Source organism: Pseudoalteromonas spongiae UST010723-006, from assembly GCF_000238255.3.
GTDB lineage: Bacteria > Pseudomonadota > Gammaproteobacteria > Enterobacterales > Alteromonadaceae > Pseudoalteromonas > Pseudoalteromonas spongiae.
The window spans coordinates 737,481-755,821 of record NZ_CP011040.1 but is presented as its reverse complement, the minus strand read 5'-3'; the positions used below and the strand labels follow the sequence as shown (position 1 = coordinate 755,821).

The following is an 18,341-nucleotide window of genomic DNA, read 5'->3' as shown; positions in this document are numbered from 1 at the left end:
CGCTGTTTGGCAGCGTAACGCGCGGTTAACCGCATCAGCCTTGGTAATATCTACGTATTATGGTATGTTGCGGGCATTTTTATATTAACCGTTATTATTCATGTCAACGATAGAAGTAAACTCTCAAGATAACCAAAATAAAGGGTTGTTTAATCGCTTTTTAGCAACCGTCGAATTCCTCGGTAATTTACTGCCTCACCCAATCACCCTATTTGCAATGTTCTGTGTTGCTATTGTTATTTTCAGCGGTATTGCAGATTGGATGGGGGTTAGCGCCATTGATCCACGCCCAGAAGGTGCTAAAGGTCGTGCACCAGATGGTGTTATTGAAGTTGTATCGCTTATGAGCGCTGAAGGTTTACAACGTATCGTGACTGGACTTGTTACTAACTTCACAGGTTTTGCGCCACTTGGTACGGTACTCGTTGCATTATTAGGCGTAAGTGTTGCAGAGCATTCAGGTATGTTATCAGCGGCAATGCGCGGCATGGTAATGGGTGCGCCAAAACGCCTAGTAACGTTTATGGTAGTGTTTGCTGCGATTTTGTCTAACACAGCGTCAGAACTTGGTTATGTCGTACTTATTCCGTTAGCTGCAATGATCTTCCACAGCCTTGGTCGTCACCCGTTAGCAGGCCTAGCTGCTGCGTTTGCCGGTGTTTCTGGTGGTTACAGTGCCAACCTGTTGCTGGGTACAATTGACCCATTACTTGCGGGTATTACTACGCCAGCAGCACAAATGATTGACCCAACATATGAAGTAGGCCCAGAAGCAAACTATTACTTTATGGCCATTTCAGTGGTGTTAATCGCCTTTGTTGGTACGTGGGTAACGGAAAAAATTGTTGAGCCTCGCTTAGGTAAATACAACAATGATGAAGCAAGCATTGATTTAGCGGATAACAAAATCGACCACTTAACTGACGTTGAACGTAAAGGTTTACGTTACGCTGGTCTTGCTTTTTTAGCGACGTGTGCCGTACTTGCCACAACAATCGTGCCTGAAAACGGCATTCTACGTCACCCAGAAACCGGATTAGTAGCCGGTTCACCTTTCTTAAAAGGGATTGTTGTATTTATCTTTGTAACCTTTGCTATTCCTGGTTTTGTGTATGGTCGCGTTGTTGGTTCAATGAAAAATGACCGCGATATCATTGATGCCATGTCTAAAAGTATGAGCTCAATGGGTATGTACATTGTGTTAGTATTCTTCGCTGCACAATTTGTTGCATTCTTTAAATGGACCAACTTAGGTACTATCTTAGCGGTTAAAGGCGCGGCTATGTTAACTGCGTTAAACTTAACTGGCCCTGAAGTATTTGTACTGTTTATTTTTATGTGTGCAGTGGTTAACTTGAGTTTAGGTTCATCGTCGGCACAGTGGGCAATCACCGCGCCAATATTTGTACCTATGTTAATGCTTATCGGTTATGCGCCTGAAACAATTCAAGCAGCCTACCGTATTGGTGATTCGGTAACTAACCTTATCACGCCAATGATGAGTTATTTTGGCTTAATCCTCGCGGTGGCAACCAAATACAAAAAAGATATGGGCATAGGAACACTTGTCGCAACCATGCTGCCATATTCAATGTTCTTCTTTGTAGGCTGGGTATGTTTATTCTACTTATGGGTATTCGTGCTAGGTATGCCAGTTGGCCCTAATTCACCAATCTACTATACGCCATAGAAGGTTAAGCTTGCTAAGCGCTATTGGCGTAAGCTATTAGCAATTTGAAATAAAAAAGGAGCATTAAATGCTCCTTTTTTGTATTTAACTTTCGCTTTTTCAGCTACTCGATAACAACGAAATATTAAACTTAGTTGTTACTTTTTAAATGCTTTTCTGATTTTCTGACGATTTTGCATCTTGGCTTCTGCACCGTACTGCGTTGCTCGATTCGAACGAATACGCTTTTGCAGCGAGGTTTTCTTGCCGATTTTTTTAATTAAGCCATCACGGTTACTTACTTCAAAGCCAGGGTAATAAATACGCTTAACTTTGTCTTGAATTAAGTCTTCAATTTGCGCAAGTACGTGCTCTTCTTCACGGCTAACTAATGAAATAGCAAAGCCTTTTTGCCCGGCGCGACCTGTACGCCCGATGCGGTGAACATAATCTTCAGCAAGGTATGGCAAATCAAAGTTAATTACGCGTGGTAGTCCGGCAATATCCAAGCCGCGAGCCGCGACTTCCGTACCCACTAAAATAGTGGTTTTACCGTCTTTAAATTCACGTAAGGCGCGGCGACGATTGCCTTGGCTTTTATCGCCATGCATCACACCAACAGTAACGCCGTATTGTGTAAGCTCGTCAACAATTAACTGTACATCTTCTTTCATGTTGACGAAAACCAGTACTTGCTTCCATCCTTTACGACAAATAAGCTCCGACAATAGCTCTAATTTTCTGTCGTTTGATACGGGATACGCAACGTGGGTAATTGTACTCGCCGTTTCGTTGTCTCTACTTACCTGAACAATTTTCGGATTTTTAAGTGCTTTTGTAGCAAACTGTTTAACTGCCGACGGATACGTTGCTGAAAACAACAATGTTTGTTTATTTTTGTCACATTGCTCTAAGATGGTTTCAATATCTAAGCGAAAGCCCATATCTAGCATACGGTCTGCTTCATCAAGTACGACATAACACGCGTTATTAAGCGCGAAATTGCCTTTACGTAAGTGTTCAATTAAACGCCCTGGCGTTGCGACAAGAATATCGCAGCCTTTATTAACACGGTTAATTTGTTTGTCGTGCTCTACACCACCGAAAATTGCAACCGACTTTAAATTGTTAAACGCCGTAAATTGTTTAATGTTGTGATCAATTTGATCAACTAGTTCACGCGTCGGCGCTAAAATCACAGCGCGAATTGACTCGCCATTGGCGTTACTATCAAGTAGCTTTTGAATGATCGGCAGCGCAAACGCTGCTGTTTTACCTGTGCCTGTTTGCGCACTTGCAAGCACGTCGTGACCACGACGTACATGTGGTATCGCCATTTTCTGTACTGGCGTTAGTGATTCATAACCCATTTTCTCTAGTGCTGATAAAATCGAGTCAGCAAAGCTAAAGGATTTGAAATTCATAATATTGGAAACCTATTGAGGGAATTACGTTGATTATAACAAGGAAAGTACGGTGCAGAATAGCTAAAAGCGAGCGTTTAACCGATCGCTTTTATAAAAACGGGCGTTATGGGGTGATGATAAAATCGCTTTGTGCGAGTTGACTAAGCGAATCGCCAACAAGCTTATCTTCAAACTGGCGCATTAATCCCATACCTGTTTCGATTTGCTGATCGTTAAGCGGCACGTACGGTAAGCGGAACACAGGTTTTACCGCGCCCGATAACGCCAATGCGGTATTAATCGCAATTGGATTTGGCTCACAAAATAACCAGGCCATTAATTGCTGGCATTGGTCGTTAAGTTCATTATTTTCACGGTCCATTAATTCACGAAATACACTCGGAATTAAATTTGACGTAACTGAAATCACACCATGTGATTTGGCTTTATGGCGACTCTCATGGGCTTCGTCGTCGTTACCAGACCAACATGCAATGCCTTTGCTTTCATAATATTCAATTCGCTCATTACCGCCGCATTCTTTTACGCCAATAAAGTTTTCTGACTGAGCAAGCTGCTCAATAATATCAGGTGTTAAATCTTGACCCGTACGCCCAGGTACGTTGTAAATAAATGCAGGGCCAATCGCTAATACACGTTCAAAGTGAGCAATAACCCCTTGATTTGACGTGCGTCCGTAGTAGGGATTAATCTGAAGTGCTGCATCCATACCTGTTGCAAAACCATATTGTGTGGCTTTAATTGCTTCTTTAGTATTGTTACTGCCGGTGTTACCAATAATAAGTAATTGGCCTTTAAATTTGTTAACACTGTGGGCGATAAGCATTAAATGCTCTTCCCAGTTCATTAACTGGCCTTCGCCCGTTGTACCACCGACAATAATGCCATCTACACCGGCTTCGATTTGCTTTTCAACTAGCATGTCGTAAGTGGGTAAATCAATTTCGCCATTGCTGTGGTAAGGCGTTTTAATTGCGGTGATTAGACTCGCTTGTTTAATTGTGGCAACGTTTGTCATAGCTACTTATCATTATAAAAATTTGCACTATTTTAACCATAAACAAGGTGTCACGTAAGTAGGTAACAAGTCTTAGTTAAAATTTGTTGTTATTTTTATTGGTTACGATAAGATAACTGTACAAACATACAGTTAATTATTTTGCAATGGCTATATCCGAATACTTCGAAGATTATTTCTACTCGTTAAAACAGCTTTCTCTACACACAGGGGTAAAAGAGCACACCTTAAATGAGTGGCAAGACGCCTGTATTTTGCCAAGCGCTGCCTATCATTTAAAAAACCAAGTGCAGTCGAGCTCGTTTTTTGGCATTTGTGATTTCAATGAAGAGCAAGAGTATTACGCCCGAGGCTATACTAAATGGATAGATTTGTTAAAAAATCACTCAGAGCTGAGCTCAGCGCAAGCATATACCTTGTTCTATCAGCAATATGCAAAATCAGTAAACGATTTGGCGGCAAAAGGCTTTGAACTTAACGCCGAATACTTTGAAAATCTTGAAGAGCAAATTCAAAACCATTGGCAATTATTTTTGGCAGGTAAATATGGCGTTATTACAGCAAATGGCTTTATACATGAAATTGTTGCGCTAGAAGCGGTAGATTACTTAGTTAATAACTGTGAAATAGGCGACGTACAGTTAAGTAAATGTTTGCGTCTACTTGAGCGCACTTTAAGCTACCCACCACAGCAGCTAAATTGTGTGTCAAATGCCCATAAATTACTCAAGCGCCTGAAAGATTTATAGTCGGGTACTTAGCGATATTAAACATATCGCTAAGTACCCAAATCTAAAATCGGAACAGTAACGACACACTTAAAGTATCGGTTTTAATTTCAGCGATTTCAGTTTTCTCATAATCTAGGGTAAGCGCCATTGATTTGCTGATGCCGTAACCGATTCCCAGCCCACTTACTACAGACGTGCCGCGGTCGTCAATTTTTTGTGTGGCTAATGCGCTATCTTGATATATCAGTTGCTCCATTTTATTGTCCCAACCGATCACACCCACTTGCGCTTTTAAAAATAGCTTATCATTTATAGGCAATGTACCGACCAAACGTAAATCTGCCGCTAACGTTTCAAATTCGCCTTTATGCTTTGTCGTACTTGTTTTTTTGCCTTTGCTATCGGTGGTTTGTTCTGACACTTTGAAATCGGCTATCCCAAAACGCGACACACCGCCTTCTATGGCAACAAATCGGTTAAATTGAAAGCCAACTAAAACCCGTGCACCCAAACCACTATCACTAGATTTATACTTATATTCACCTAGGTTTTCGTCCACAACTGCTGGTTTAAAATCAAGCGATTTAAATTTTTGTTGTTGTAAACTCAATCCGTAATATGCAAATTGATTATGGTTTTTTGCATATGAATTAAGTGAAAACACGCTGACGATGAGAAGAAATAAATAAGTTAAGGGTTTCATTATTGTCCTTAAAATGAAAATAAAACGGTGATCGCACACCAGAAGCGATTAAAAAGCGCTTATCTGTTAGATAAGTGCTAAGACGTTATCAAGGTTTTAGAAGAAATGCCGAATAACGGCGCAATATAATGCAAATTGAAACATGATTTATCAAGTCAAATTACAATTATTAACAGTTAGCTACCAAATAATAGCTGCCAGAAACTGGGCTCATGAATTTTGTGATATTGCTTGCGTAATTTATCAATTTCGGTCAATTGTTTTTTAGCAGTTGGCAAGTCGTTTACGTTTTGCTTAATTAACGCAACGTGTTTAAGTACACGCTCGATTCCTTGGTTCGATTTCTGTGATTCACGGTTAAAGCCAATTTGTTGCGACTTACGTAAGGCCTTTTCAATATCGGTTAAATGAGCAAGCAACTCATCTGATGTTTGCGCTGTTTTGGCTTGTTTGTAACTTAGTGCCATTTCTTTCATCACTAACGCTAGCTCTGATTGATCAGCTGAGAGTGAAAAACACATTATAAAAATCGATAAAAGGAAGGTTTTTTTCATACTGCTCTCTTGTTACCTAAATCGCTAAGGTTTCTAATTAATAGTGCCGTGATACTAATACCAATTCACTTAAGTAGCTGCTCATCCTCGCGGGATAAATATCATGCTAACGGCGTTAGAATTTATCAATGTGGAACAACTACATAAGAAATATTATGCCTTGTTACCATTTCATTTATCCAGCGCTATCCCTAGTCTCACACTTAACAGAATTGGTATCAAAAATCGCGCCTATTGTAACAAGAACATAAAAAAAGCCAATCACATGGATTGGCTTTGCAAGTACGTTAGGATTCTAATTAGCTAACTTGTTTTAGCTTTGCCTGTTCTGGCTTTAGTAAATTCATATCAAAATCAAATTCATCAACGCGTATTGCAAGCTCACGTTTTACGTTGTAGTCGACCAGCATTTTATACTCATCAGCTGTAATAACGTTTGCTACCAATGCGTTATCGAGTGTTTCAGCGAAGCGTACGCCAGCTTTAATTTCTTTCTTACGTAGCGACTTTTTAATCTTAGCTAGCATCTCTAAACACTCTAGTTTAGCGAGATACGCTTGCTGATTAATGTCGTGTCCATCGCCATTCGAAGCATGCACTAAATGCGTTAATTGCTTTTTAAATTTGGTATTTAACTGACACTGATGCGCAAGTTCTCTTACCAAATCATCACTGATACGCATTGAGCTTTCAGAGTAAGTTACTGTTATCAAGCGCATAAACTTACGTGTTGCACCTGATGGGAAGTTTGCTAAGAAATCGCTGATTGCGTTTTCAGCTTGTGCAATGGCCCAACGTGTTGCGTAATGGAAGTATGGTGCTGCTTGTGCACGGTCTTCAGCAGACACTTTTTGCTCGTAGTAACGAATTGATGCCATTGCTGCGTATAAGTAACTCATTACATCACCTAAACGCGCTGATAGTAGTTCAGCTTGCTTAAGTTTGCCGCCAAGTACAAGTAATGAGAAGTCTGCGTATACTGCAAGTTTTGCTGAAAGTTTATTTACCGCTTTTTCGTACTGACGCACTTCAGACAGTTTTGACTTCGCGCCTGCAGTAAATGGCAGTAAACCTTTAGTAAATGCACTTAGACTGTTGCCAACACTGTAGCCAATTGTTTTAGTTAACAAGCCGCGGAACGTAGCGTCTGCATTTTTTTCAGTACTGTGAATTGATTCAACCATGCTTTGTAGATGTGGGTGACAACGCATTACACCTTGACCAAAGATCATAAGGTTACGCGTAAGAATGTTTGCACCTTCTACTGTGATTGCAACTGGTTGACCAAGGTAGCCTTGCGCTAAGGTATTTTGCGGACCGCATTGAATTGCTTTACCGGCTTGAATATCCATTGCTGAATTTAGAACGTCACGGCCAAGCTCTGTCATATGGTATTTTGCAATTGCGGTTACAACGGATGGTTTTAAGCCTAAGCCCAAACCTTCTGTTGTTAATACACGCATTGCTTCTTGTAAGTACGTTTTGCCCGCAATATCAGCCAGTTTTTCTTGAATACCTTCAAATAAGCCAATGCTTAAACCAAATTGCTCACGCACTGCTGCGTATTCAGACGCTGATTTAAGTGCTACGTGGGCAGTTGAACAACCTAACGCTGGTAATGAGATACCACGTCCCGCGCCCAAACAACTTACAAGCATTTGCCAACCGCGACCAATGTTCTTTTGACCACCAATGATAAATTCCATCGGTACAAAAACACTCTGACCACGTGTTGTACCATTGTAAAATTTAATGCCCATTGGGTTGTGGCGATTACCCAGTTCAACACCTGGATGATCTTTTGGAATTAGCGCACAAGTAATGCCTAAATCTTCTTCGCCGCCAAGTAGCCCTTGTGGATCTTTTACTTTAACCGCAAGACCAAGTACCGTTGCAATTGGTGCAAGCGTGATATAACGCTTATCCCAAGTTAACTCTAAACCAAGTACTTGTTTGCCTTGGTATTCGCCCATCGTTACGATACCTTGGTCTGGAATACCGCCAGCATCAGAACCCGCTTCAGGGCTTGTTAGGGCAAAACATGGAATATCTTGGCCGATAGCTAATTTAGGCAAGTAGTGCTGACGTTGCTCTTCTGTACCATAGTGCATTAATAGCTCACCCGGACCAAGTGAGTTTGGTACCATTACGGTTACTGCTACAGCTGTACTTTTTGTGGCGATAGTCGCAACAATTGTTGAATTCGCATATGGGCTAAACTCTAAACCGCCATACTGTTTAGGAATAATCAGTGAAAAGAAGCGATTTGATTTAATAAACTCTAGAATATTGTCAGGTAAATGATTTGAACTTTGGATCTCAGTTTCATCAATCATGTCTAACAATTGCGCTACTGGACCATCTAGGAATGCTTGCTCTTCATCGCTTAGTTTTGCTTCAGGCACTGCACGTAACGCATCAAAATCAGGCTTACCTTGATAGATTGAACCTTCCAACCAAACATCGCCTGCATCTAAGGCTTCTTGCTCTGTTACAGAGATACTTGGTAATACTTTTTTCAAACTTGTTCTTAAACTCATGGCTACTCATCCGACCAGATAATTTTTATACATTACGTCATAAAATTTTGTTTAGATCAATTACTCTAGTTAAAAAAATTAATAAATTTATTACATTTAGTAGTTACATCACTGATTTTACATAATTTTTAAATAGACACACATGTACGCTGAAACGTTATTTGAGCATGTTTTTGTGGGGTAAATTTGCGCAGTAGAGCAAAGCACAGGCTGTAATTTAAACAGAACTATAAAGCAGAACGATAATAAAAAAGGCCATAAAGGCCTTTTTTAGGGGGCATCACTTTTCATTTGAGACTGAATATAATTTGGTAATCCAATCAGTTTTATTAAGTTCAGATGCTGCTCTAACCAATAGATATGATCCATTTCGGTATCATCAAGTAAGGTTTCGAGTATTTCCCGTGTCACATAGTCTTTTTCGTCTTCACATACTTTAATGATTTCGATAAGACTTTGCTGAACCGTGTGCTCTGCTGCTAAGTCGTTTTCGAGCATTTCTTGCACATTGCTGCCAACGTTAATTGGTTTACGTGACGCCGTGTCCGGTGTTCCTTCTAAAAATAGAATACGCTCAATCAATTTATTGGCGTGTTCTAGCTCTTCTTCATATTCGTGGGCTAATTGCTTGTGTAGTTTTTCAATGCCTAAATCTTCATAAATTTTACCGTGCGCCAAATACTGATCCATCGACGTTAACTCAAGTGTAAGCTGGCGGTTAAGTAAATCAATAATCTTCTGATTGCCTTTCATTACTTACTCCTCAATTTGACTTTGTAGGTAATTTTCAATACCGATGTTACCGATCAGTGAAAGCTGTGTTTCTAACCAATCAATATAATCTTCTTCATACTCTAAAATATCTTCGAGCAATTCTCGGCTAACGTAATCTTGTTTGTCTTCACACAATGCGATTGCTTGTTTTAATAATGGAACTTGGTCCATTTGCATAGCAAGATCACATTCAAGCATTTCAGTAGCGTTTTCACCTATGCGCAAACGCTCTAAATGTTGAAGGTTTGGTAAGCCTTCTAAGAATAAAATGCGTTCAATCAAATCATCCGCTTGCTTCATGTCTTTAATTGACTTTTTATAGGCCTTTTCATTTAGTTCCTCTAGGCCCCAATTTTTAAACATACGTGCGTGTAAAAAAAACTGATTAATTGACGTTAATTCGTGTGTAAGCACTTGATTTAACGTCATCAGTACGTCTTTATTTCCTTTCATTACGATTACTCTACGCGATATTAGATGTAATAACTCTAGCGCATATAAAACGAGAAACAAGGGATCTAAAAGACTGTTTTTATATTAAAAATTCAATAACCTAGCTAAAATGTTTAAGCAATTTTAAAGGCTATTGAAAATGATTTTTAATTGGTTTATTACCCAAGTTTGAACTATGCAATTTTTAACAATGTACTAAACTTGAATTATTGAGTTGTGAAGGTTTAGCACTATGAAAATTGCATTTAAAAAAGCCATTGCAGTTACGTTATTATTGGTTATCACAAGTACGTTTTTACTCAATATTCTTATGCAAGAATACACTGGCTGGACTAGAAAATTGGCGTGTTACGACAAGTGTGAAACACTCGGGTTTGAGTCATGTGTGTTGAAAACGAGCAAAAGCGATATACATCAACATCAATGCAACGGCATTAACAACAACGATATTATCGTGTTAGTTCTAAACTAATCAGGAAATCTCGCCTGTGTTGTTCGTAAAACTTCGTTAACACAGTCATTTAGTAAACTTAAATTAATTGGTCTTCAAGCTCTGTAAATAGGTTTTCTAACTCAGCTTTGTTGTACACAGAGCTAGCTGCACAACTAAATTTTAATGGTTGGCCGAGTAATTTGTCTCTATTGATTGAAATTGCTTCAAAACGTTTCTTTAATGCTTCAACATCACCTTGTTCAAGCCCTGGGCATACACAAATAAACTGTCCTGCCTGCCAATACGCTACTAGCTGGTCGCCACTTAGCTCTTTAGAGATATGGTATAAAATTTCAATTAAAACGTGTTCAACAACGGTCTGACCAAGTAAAGAGCGAATATTCTCAAGCCCTTCAATGTCGACTAACAACACCCCTACTGGGTATTCTTTGTTTTCGTTTGCTTGATTTAATATACGTTGCACCGCACGTCTGTTAGGCAAGTTGGTCATTGGGTCAATCATTGACAACTCTTCAGCGTAAAGCGAAAACGCTTTTGTATCTTGCCAACGTCTGTAAGCATATGCTGAAAACCCCAAACTCAAAACGCACAGCGTAGGAATGACTTCCGCGAGCCCCCTAACTCCAACTTCGTGGCTGATATGATGTAGCCAATCAATTACGTTGAACAACAAGAACAAAAAGTAACTTACAACAAACAACAAAATTAGCGCAATTAAGTCCCAAAACATACGCCTTCTAATTTGTTGCTTTATTACGTCTATCATAACTGCTCTCGGCTCTGCTTAACTGCTAATAGGGCTTTTCCTCAAAGTATAGCAGTGTGCAATGGGTTAACGTGATTATGTGCCACAAAACGTACGATAACTCGTATCAAACGGGTGATTAGCGTGAAGTTCGTTAGCGCTTTGATTGTTTAATAATGCAAAATAATGCGAAATGGTTTGAGTTGCCTGCTTGGGGTTAGTTACACACTTATCAAGCAAGGTTTCAATGTCGCTGTTGGAAAAATATGCATTTTTTATAACATGACACATTCGGGGTATTAAGTCCAATTTTCGCTGTGATTGCCATAACTTAAACCATTCTGATTGAACAATATCAAAATCAGCATGTATGTGTTTTTCCGTCATTGCCAATTGGCTAAACGCACCATTAAAATCTTTTTGTTCCTGTTCGAGATACTTCAATAATGCTTGAACAACTGGTTTTGATTGTTGTTCTTTTGGGTCAAGAGCAAGTTTTTCACACATTCGCTGGTGGAAATAGCTTTCATATTTTTGTGGAAACAAATTCAATACAGTTGAAAGTAGCGATATCGACTTGCCTTCATCTTGTGCGACAAGTCCAATAAGACTTTCGGCTAAGCGCGCAAGATTCCAGTGCATTATGCCTGGTTGATTACGGTACGCGTAGCGCCCTTGCCTATCAATACTGCTAAACACTTGCTCAGGTTTATAGATTCCCATAAATGCGCATGGGCCAAAATCAATACTCTCTGCACTTAATAAAACATTATCGGTATTCATAACCCCGTGAATAAAGCCATTAGCCATCCAACTTGCTACTAGATCAGCTAATCGGTCACTTACAACATCAAACAATGAGAGGTATGGATTTTCATGGTCAATAAGTTCTGGGTACAGTTGCTTTATTGTGAAATCGGCGAGTGTTTTTAATACAGCGCTATCTTGATGCATCGCCGCGTATTGGAACGAGCCAATGCGTAAGTGACTTTTTGCTACTCGGCATACCACTGCGGCTTGCTCAAGATCATCGCGCATAATTTTATCGTCGCCTGCAACCACGTACAGACTGCGCGTTGTATCAATACCCAGTTTATGCAGGTATTCACTTACGACATATTCTCGAAGGGCAGCTCTAAGTGTTGAGCGACCATCGCCACCTCGCGAATATCGCGTACGCCCACTGCCTTTAAGTTGCAAATCATAATGTAACCTATTCTCTGCTCTCACTTGACCCAATAAATGCGCACGGCCATCACCAAGCTGCGGGGTTAAATTGCCAAATTGATGCCCCGCATAGCCAAGTGCAAGAGGATTGCACGAATCAATCAATTCATTACCCGCTAAAATCTCTGGGTTTTTTGAACTAAAACTAACAGGCAGGGTTAAACTTGACGCTAACTTATCGTTAAACACAATAGTTTTAGGCTGTGCCAGCGACTCTGGTTTAATCGATTGAAATAACGCGTCAGGTAGTTCACTATAGTATTGAATTAAAGACATAAACGATCCCCAGAATAATTAGCGCCAACATGGAAAAGACGTGTGTAATGATTAAACCGTTATTCGACACTTTTGCTCAACTACCTTATCAAATCGATTACGCACAACGTCATTTTAATGTTGGAAATTATACACATTTAAGTAGGTTAACGCAGGCGCAATTAGACGACTTAACGTTTTGTTTAAAGTACTTACAAAAAGTAGGTATAAAAAATGAAAACAGTTTTAATCGTTTTCGTAATGAAATAGAAAAATTATTGCTATGGCTTTGGTTCAAACATAATTGCGGCTTGAGGTCGCTTAATAAAGAATTATTAACCACATATACATTATTTTGCCAATCTCCGGATGCCACTTGGTGCGCACTCAGGCATAATCCGCGTTTTAAACTGCGTAATGGCGAGCGCCATGTTAATGAAAACTGGCGCCCCTTTAAATCTGCGGTAATGAGTTATGAATCTCGCGCGTCGATGTTTACTGTGCTCAACCACTTCTGCGATGCCTTAACGCAAGCTGCTATTATTAAAGTCAACCCAATAAAAGCGCTGAGAAAAAACGACGCAATTTTAAAAAAGAATAATAAGCCTGTAACGCGCACAAAAGCGATTGACGAAAGCATGTTGCGGGATGCGTTTGCGCGCTACCAAAACGATATTCATAAAATGCGCAACTTGTTCTTGCTTTACCTAGTTAGGAAAGCGCAATTGCCGCTGCAAGCTTTTTCTCAACAAAACGCTGATTCAGGCCCACTGTTGGCCCACCTAGACCTTACCGAACAAGTACTTTATTTTTTTGATAATAATCAGTTAACCCCGCATCGTTTGTGTGACATTGGGTTACAAATCGCGACATGTTACAAGCAGCTTCGCGGAAATGCGCTTACGCTAGATGCCCCCTTGTTTCACAGAGAAAGGGGTAATGGCAGTTACGAAGTCCGGCAGTTAAGACGTTTAATCACCGCCATGGAAAAAGAGATCAGCTAATTATGGAAAATGAATACGCAATCTTCGTCGCAATTACAAGCTTGGTTATCGTCTATTCGCTTTTTGCCAAACGTATTGGACAAGTAAGCATCACAGGCCCAATGTTTATGCTGTTTTTCGGCTTTTGTTTTGCGTATTTTTTTAGAGCTCCTAACCACTTAGAATTTGACGTATCTGCATTTCAAATTTATATCGAACTCACCTTGGCACTCATCTTATTTGGCGACGCGGCGAAAGCCAGGATATCGGTGTTAACGCACAGCTACCTCTATCCGCTTTTACTGTTACTCATAGCAATGCCGTTAACCTTTTTATTTGGCACCTATATCGGCACTATTTTATTTCCTGATGAGCCATTTATCCATTTGGCTTTGTTGGCGATTATTTTAACGCCAACAGACGCAGCGCTCAGCAGTAACTTTATCGACAATCAAAAAATTCCAGCGCAAACACGCGAGGCAGTAAATGTTGAAAGCGGATTAAATGACGGTTTAGCGGTACCCGTATTTTTATTGCTTTTATATTCCGCGAGCAATCAACAAACCTTGAATCTAACAAATACGCTTATGATTGCAGTCAAAGAAATCGGCGTAGCGATTTTTGTGGCCGTTATTGTGTCTGTACTCGTCTTTAAGCTAGTGATATTTTCTGAAAAATACCGACTTTATAACAAACAAAATGAAGTATTTATTTGTGTTGCTATCGCTATTTTAATCTTTTTAGTTGCGCAACTATTCGGCGGTAGTGGTTTTTTTGCCGCCTTCACCGCAGGCTTGCTGTTTGATTTTAAATTTAAAAAAGCGTTTAAACGTCAGCGACTCAGTAACGCCCATGCCTTAGCTAACACCTGTGCACTCATAATCTGGTTTATTTTTGGTAACTTTGCCTTTAATTATTTGATTGATGGTGTGTCATTATTAGTTTTACTTTATGCATTATGCGCGTTAACTGTTATGCGCATCATTCCCGTGTTGTTGTCTCTGTTATTTACGCAACTTAACCTTAAACAACGATTTTTACTGGCATGGTTTGGCCCTCGCGGTTTAGCTTCCGTTGTTTTTACATTGATTTTATTGCAGCAATTAGATGGAGTCTCAGAACAGTTAATCGACATTGCTATTTTAACAATAATATTAAGTGTCTTTTTTCATGGAATAAGCTCTAGAGTCAAGTAATTGAAGGTTTTGAAAACAATATACATTAACAATTGTTTACACTCGCAAATGTTAAATAGTTGTAACCACATGTAACTCACTGTTACATTCCAAGTTCCTATAACGACAACAACCTGGGAACTATTATGACAAACAAACCTCTAAAGCTTTGTTCACTGGCAGCGGTAGCGCTTGCAGTTAACACCGCAGTAGCGACTGAAGCTGAAGGCTTATTAACCGTTAACTTATCAGACCGTGCAGCCGTAAAATCACCTTTACCAAAGCGCTATATCATTAAATATAAAAACAATTCAGCGTTTATGAATTTTGCACACTCAACAAATGTTGAGTTCGCAACTACTGATCGTTTATCAAAAATGGGCGTTAATAACGCGCAATTCAATGCATCTATTAACGCGAATATTGCACGCTTATCAGATTCACAATTAAAACAATTACAAAACGACCCTAACGTAGAATACATTGAAGAAGATTTACCGCGCCGATTAATGGCACAAACACAGCCTTACGGCATTGCAATGGTACAAGCTGATCAGGTTGATGATTCAGTTGCATCAGCTGCAAATAACGGTAAAAAAATCTGTGTAATCGACTCTGGTTTAGATCTTCCACATGAAGATATGGGCACTAATGGCGGTACCGTAACTGGCACAAACAACAGTGGTACAGGTAACTGGTACCAAGAAGGTGGTCCTCACGGTACACACGTAGCGGGTACAATTGCAGCCATTGATAATGGTGTTGGTGTACGCGGTGTAATTGGTTCAGATCCATCACTTCATATTATTAAAGTATTTAACGCAAGCGGTTGGGGTTACTCATCTGATCTTGTTGCGGCAATGAATGAATGTAAAAACGCAGGCAGCGACGTTATTAACATGAGTCTTGGTGGCTCAGGTTCGAGCACATCAGAGCGTAATGGTATTCAAGCAATTGCTGACGCTGGTTTATTACTCATTGCGGCTGCTGGTAACGATGGTAACCCATCGAATACTACTGATATTGAAAGCTTCCCTGCATCATATGATTCAGTAATGTCTGTCGCAGCGATTGACAGTGCAAAAGCACTGGCCGATTTCTCACAAAAGAACAGCCAAGTTGAAATCGCAGCACCGGGTGTAGATGTGTACTCAACTTACCCAGAAGGCACGGGCCAAGTTGTTTCGCTATCTGTTGGCAGCAATGCATACAGCGTTAACGCAATGGAAAACAGCGGCTCAGTTACTGCACCTCTTTATGATTTTGCTACAGGTGAATCTACTGATTCAGGCGCAAACGGTAAAGTATGCCTAATTCAGCGCGGTAACATCTCATTCCACGACAAAGTTAAAAACTGTCAAGATAGCGGCGGCGTTGGCGCGGTAATCTATAACAATGCAGCAGGTAGTTTCGGCGGTACGTTAGGCGATACAAACCAAACTTCGATTCCAGCTGTAACAGCTACCGATACTGACGGTGCAGCAATGCTGTCTCAAACTGGTCTATCAACAACAATTGAGATTGGTACTGGTAACTACGGCATGATGAGCGGTACTTCAATGGCATCACCACATGTAGCGGGTGTAGCAGCATTAGTATGGAGCCATCACCCAAGTTGTAGTGCAGACGATATTCGTGGCGCATTAAATGCAACGGCTGAAGATTTAGGTACAGCAGGTCGTGATCTGAAATTCGGTCACGGTTTAGTGCAAGCGAAAGACGCTATCGACTATTTACAAGCAAATGGTTGTTCGGGCGGTACAACACCACCTAACCCAGGTGAGAATGTACTTGTTAACGGTCAGACGGTATCAGGTATTAGTGCAAATACTAATGAAGAGATCCTGTACACATTTGAAGTTCCAGCAGGCGCTACCGACGTAACAGTATCAATGAGCGGTGGCTCTGGTGACGCTGATTTATATACGCAATTTAATGCAGCACCAACTGACAGCAGTTATGAGTGTCGCCCATATAAATCTGGTAACAATGAAACATGTAATCTAACGCAATCTGGCGGTACTTATTATGTGCGCTTAAAAGCTTACAGCAGCTTTGCCAATGTAAGCCTTACCGCAAGCTATACTGAAGGTAACGACGGTGGCACAGGAGAACTTACGCCAATTAACGATACCGTAAACGATGTATCAGTTTCACGTCGTAGCTGGCAGCGTTATACAATTGACCTAGCAGCTGGTTACACTGATTTTAATGTAACTATGTCTGGCGGTACTGGTGATGCGGACTTATATGTAACGCATGGTGCTCAATCAACAACGAGCAGCTATGATTGTCGTCCATATGAAAGTGGTAACAATGAATCTTGTTCATTCAGCACACCACAGGCAGGTACTTGGTACATTGACGTATACGGTTATCGCGCAGCAAGTGGTATTACGCTAAACGTGCAAGCTAACCCATAAGCAACACGACATCTTAATCATTGAAAAGCAAGGAAAGTGGCTAGCCACTTTCCTTTTTTGTATTAATAAACCTCTTGCGGGCCGTCAACCGCCACACATTTTTCATTTTTACACATGCCTTTTGGTTCAAATAGGCGCTGACAAATCCCCATTGTCCCCTCTAACGCATGTTTACTCTTTTCTAAGCGAATAAGTTCAGCAGTAAGTGCTTCAATTTCATCTTTATCACTAGTTTTTGATGATAAAACTGCATAACCACTTGCGCCGCCACAAGGGTTAGAACCGGTTGACACGACATAACATTGTGCACTTGTATCACAACTTACGTCCGATTGCGCAAGCTCAATACGCTCTTTAAAACCGTCTAGCGTTTTGCTGTCCGTTTTTGCAATGCTCACCTCTTTATCCAAGTTTTTAAGCTTGTCTGATGTCTCTACTTTTTTAACGCTTTGCTGTGCTTGAGGCTTTAACTCTTGTTTTAATTCTTGTTTTACGTCGTTATTGCTATTAACTTCGTTGTCACCACACGCAGTTAACATAAAAAGCGCCGACAGCGCGATTATTTTATTCATTGGAGCTACTCCTAATATTTAACCTCAAATATAAATTAAAAATTTGCTTCTAACTTTCATTTAAGCAAGCCTAAGTCTTTAACTCAGTAGCAATCACTTGCTAGGACTAATAAGTACTTTTATATTTTCAGGACTTTAATACGTCGTAATTTTGTATCTTACATTCAAGTTACTTAAACACGATTATCCTTAAGAAAAAGATACCAGTCTTGTAACAAAGACACAAAATCATCTAAGCCGCATTCACTTAGATCATTTGTTGTATCAACCGATAGCATTTCTTGATCAAACCGTTCTTGTTCAAAATCGCTTACGCAATGTTGGTTCACACGTACAGCAACCTCTCCATCAACAATCGACATCACCATTTCTTTACCACGGAAATTGACATCATGGGTAAATGCGCTCGTTTTTTGATTAACTTGAACGAGTAAATCATTCACCGCGCTACTACTAATGCCTGTTTCGTCAACAAGCCAACGGGCGATATTTGCTTGTTCATCGCTAATCAATAGTCTAAACCCATCGATCGGATCTTTGATAAACTGATATTCCACTACTTAAACTCTCAATACTAATTATGCTGCTAATTGTACGCGTTTGTTGTAACAACAACGATATCGATTTCGTGTTATTGC

At 40.1% G+C, this 18,341-nt stretch carries 17 protein-coding genes; 6 read left to right on the top strand and 11 right to left on the bottom strand.

The annotated features are described in order from the left end of the window. Nucleotides 1–100: 100 nt before the first annotated feature. Nucleotides 101–1,690, top strand: a complete 1,590-nt coding sequence (locus PSPO_RS17605) for an AbgT family transporter (RefSeq protein ID WP_010559231.1) — start codon at nucleotides 101–103, stop codon at nucleotides 1,688–1,690. Nucleotides 1,691–1,827: 137 nt separating this feature from the next. Here the strand turns inward: PSPO_RS17605 and PSPO_RS17600 are convergent, their stop codons facing one another. Both PSPO_RS17600 and dapA read right to left on the bottom strand, forming a co-directional pair. Then, nucleotides 1,828–3,093: a DEAD/DEAH box helicase gene (locus PSPO_RS17600; RefSeq protein WP_010559232.1), complete on the bottom strand. Its 1,266-nt coding sequence runs from the start codon at nucleotides 3,091–3,093 to the stop codon at nucleotides 1,828–1,830. A 106-nt stretch (nucleotides 3,094–3,199) separates the two neighbouring features. Continuing rightward, on the bottom strand, nucleotides 3,200–4,114 hold the full coding sequence (dapA, locus tag PSPO_RS17595; protein ID WP_010559233.1) for a 4-hydroxy-tetrahydrodipicolinate synthase: 915 nt from the start codon (nucleotides 4,112–4,114) through the stop codon (nucleotides 3,200–3,202). 146 nt (nucleotides 4,115–4,260) lie between these two features. Here dapA and PSPO_RS17590 point away from each other — a divergent pair, with 146 nt between their 5' ends. Further along, nucleotides 4,261–4,863, top strand: a complete 603-nt coding sequence (locus PSPO_RS17590) for a DUF6058 family natural product biosynthesis protein (protein ID WP_010559234.1) — start codon at nucleotides 4,261–4,263, stop codon at nucleotides 4,861–4,863. Nucleotides 4,864–4,906: 43 nt separating this feature from the next. On the opposite strand, the gene PSPO_RS17585 is transcribed toward PSPO_RS17590, so the two are convergent. From PSPO_RS17585 to bfr (PSPO_RS17565), 5 genes are all read right to left on the bottom strand, one after another. Beyond that, a complete protein-coding gene (locus tag PSPO_RS17585) occupies nucleotides 4,907–5,548 on the bottom strand; it encodes an outer membrane beta-barrel protein (RefSeq protein ID WP_010559235.1) in 642 nt (213 codons plus the stop codon). Nucleotides 5,549–5,724: 176 nt separating this feature from the next. Further along, nucleotides 5,725–6,102, bottom strand: coding sequence for a cytochrome b562 (locus PSPO_RS17580; RefSeq protein WP_010559236.1), 378 nt, complete (start codon nucleotides 6,100–6,102; stop codon nucleotides 5,725–5,727). Between the two features lie 299 nt (nucleotides 6,103–6,401). Continuing rightward, nucleotides 6,402–8,642: an acyl-CoA dehydrogenase gene (locus PSPO_RS17575; RefSeq protein WP_010559238.1), complete on the bottom strand. Its 2,241-nt coding sequence runs from the start codon at nucleotides 8,640–8,642 to the stop codon at nucleotides 6,402–6,404. Between the two features lie 270 nt (nucleotides 8,643–8,912). Beyond that, the gene (gene bfr, locus PSPO_RS17570; RefSeq protein ID WP_010559239.1) at nucleotides 8,913–9,395 is read right to left on the bottom strand and encodes a bacterioferritin; all 483 of its coding nucleotides are present in this window, start codon (nucleotides 9,393–9,395) and stop codon (nucleotides 8,913–8,915) included. A gap of 3 nt (nucleotides 9,396–9,398) precedes the next feature. After that, the gene (gene bfr / locus PSPO_RS17565; protein ID WP_040642549.1) at nucleotides 9,399–9,869 is read right to left on the bottom strand and encodes a bacterioferritin; all 471 of its coding nucleotides are present in this window, start codon (nucleotides 9,867–9,869) and stop codon (nucleotides 9,399–9,401) included. 232 nt (nucleotides 9,870–10,101) lie between these two features. Here bfr (PSPO_RS17565) and PSPO_RS17560 point away from each other — a divergent pair, with 232 nt between their 5' ends. Beyond that, nucleotides 10,102–10,341: a hypothetical protein gene (locus PSPO_RS17560; protein WP_010559241.1), complete on the top strand. Its 240-nt coding sequence runs from the start codon at nucleotides 10,102–10,104 to the stop codon at nucleotides 10,339–10,341. 58 nt (nucleotides 10,342–10,399) lie between these two features. Here the strand turns inward: PSPO_RS17560 and PSPO_RS17555 are convergent, their stop codons facing one another. Continuing rightward, complete coding sequence (locus tag PSPO_RS17555) at nucleotides 10,400–11,089, bottom strand: diguanylate cyclase domain-containing protein (RefSeq protein ID WP_084616588.1); 690 nt, start codon at nucleotides 11,087–11,089, stop codon at nucleotides 10,400–10,402. Nucleotides 11,090–11,164: 75 nt separating this feature from the next. After that, the gene (locus tag PSPO_RS17550) at nucleotides 11,165–12,571 is read right to left on the bottom strand and encodes a protein adenylyltransferase SelO family protein (protein WP_010559243.1); all 1,407 of its coding nucleotides are present in this window, start codon (nucleotides 12,569–12,571) and stop codon (nucleotides 11,165–11,167) included. A gap of 47 nt (nucleotides 12,572–12,618) precedes the next feature. Between PSPO_RS17550 and PSPO_RS17545 the strand changes: the two genes are divergently transcribed. The 3 genes from PSPO_RS17545 to PSPO_RS17535 all read left to right on the top strand — a co-directional run bounded on the left by PSPO_RS17545 (nucleotide 12,619) and on the right by PSPO_RS17535 (nucleotide 17,131). Next, nucleotides 12,619–13,554, top strand: a complete 936-nt coding sequence (locus PSPO_RS17545; RefSeq protein ID WP_010559244.1) for a hypothetical protein — start codon at nucleotides 12,619–12,621, stop codon at nucleotides 13,552–13,554. A gap of 2 nt (nucleotides 13,555–13,556) precedes the next feature. After that, complete coding sequence (locus tag PSPO_RS17540) at nucleotides 13,557–14,729, top strand: cation:proton antiporter domain-containing protein (protein WP_010559245.1); 1,173 nt, start codon at nucleotides 13,557–13,559, stop codon at nucleotides 14,727–14,729. 125 nt (nucleotides 14,730–14,854) lie between these two features. Continuing rightward, the gene (locus PSPO_RS17535) at nucleotides 14,855–17,131 is read left to right on the top strand and encodes a S8 family serine peptidase (protein WP_010559246.1); all 2,277 of its coding nucleotides are present in this window, start codon (nucleotides 14,855–14,857) and stop codon (nucleotides 17,129–17,131) included. Between the two features lie 62 nt (nucleotides 17,132–17,193). Here PSPO_RS17535 and PSPO_RS17530 read toward each other — a convergent pair whose 3' ends face one another. Continuing rightward, the gene (locus PSPO_RS17530) at nucleotides 17,194–17,703 is read right to left on the bottom strand and encodes a hypothetical protein (RefSeq protein ID WP_010559247.1); all 510 of its coding nucleotides are present in this window, start codon (nucleotides 17,701–17,703) and stop codon (nucleotides 17,194–17,196) included. Between the two features lie 173 nt (nucleotides 17,704–17,876). Next, entirely contained in the window at nucleotides 17,877–18,260 is a 384-nt protein-coding gene (locus tag PSPO_RS17525) for a YacL family protein (protein ID WP_010559248.1), read from the bottom strand. Nucleotides 18,261–18,341 lie beyond the last annotated feature (81 nt).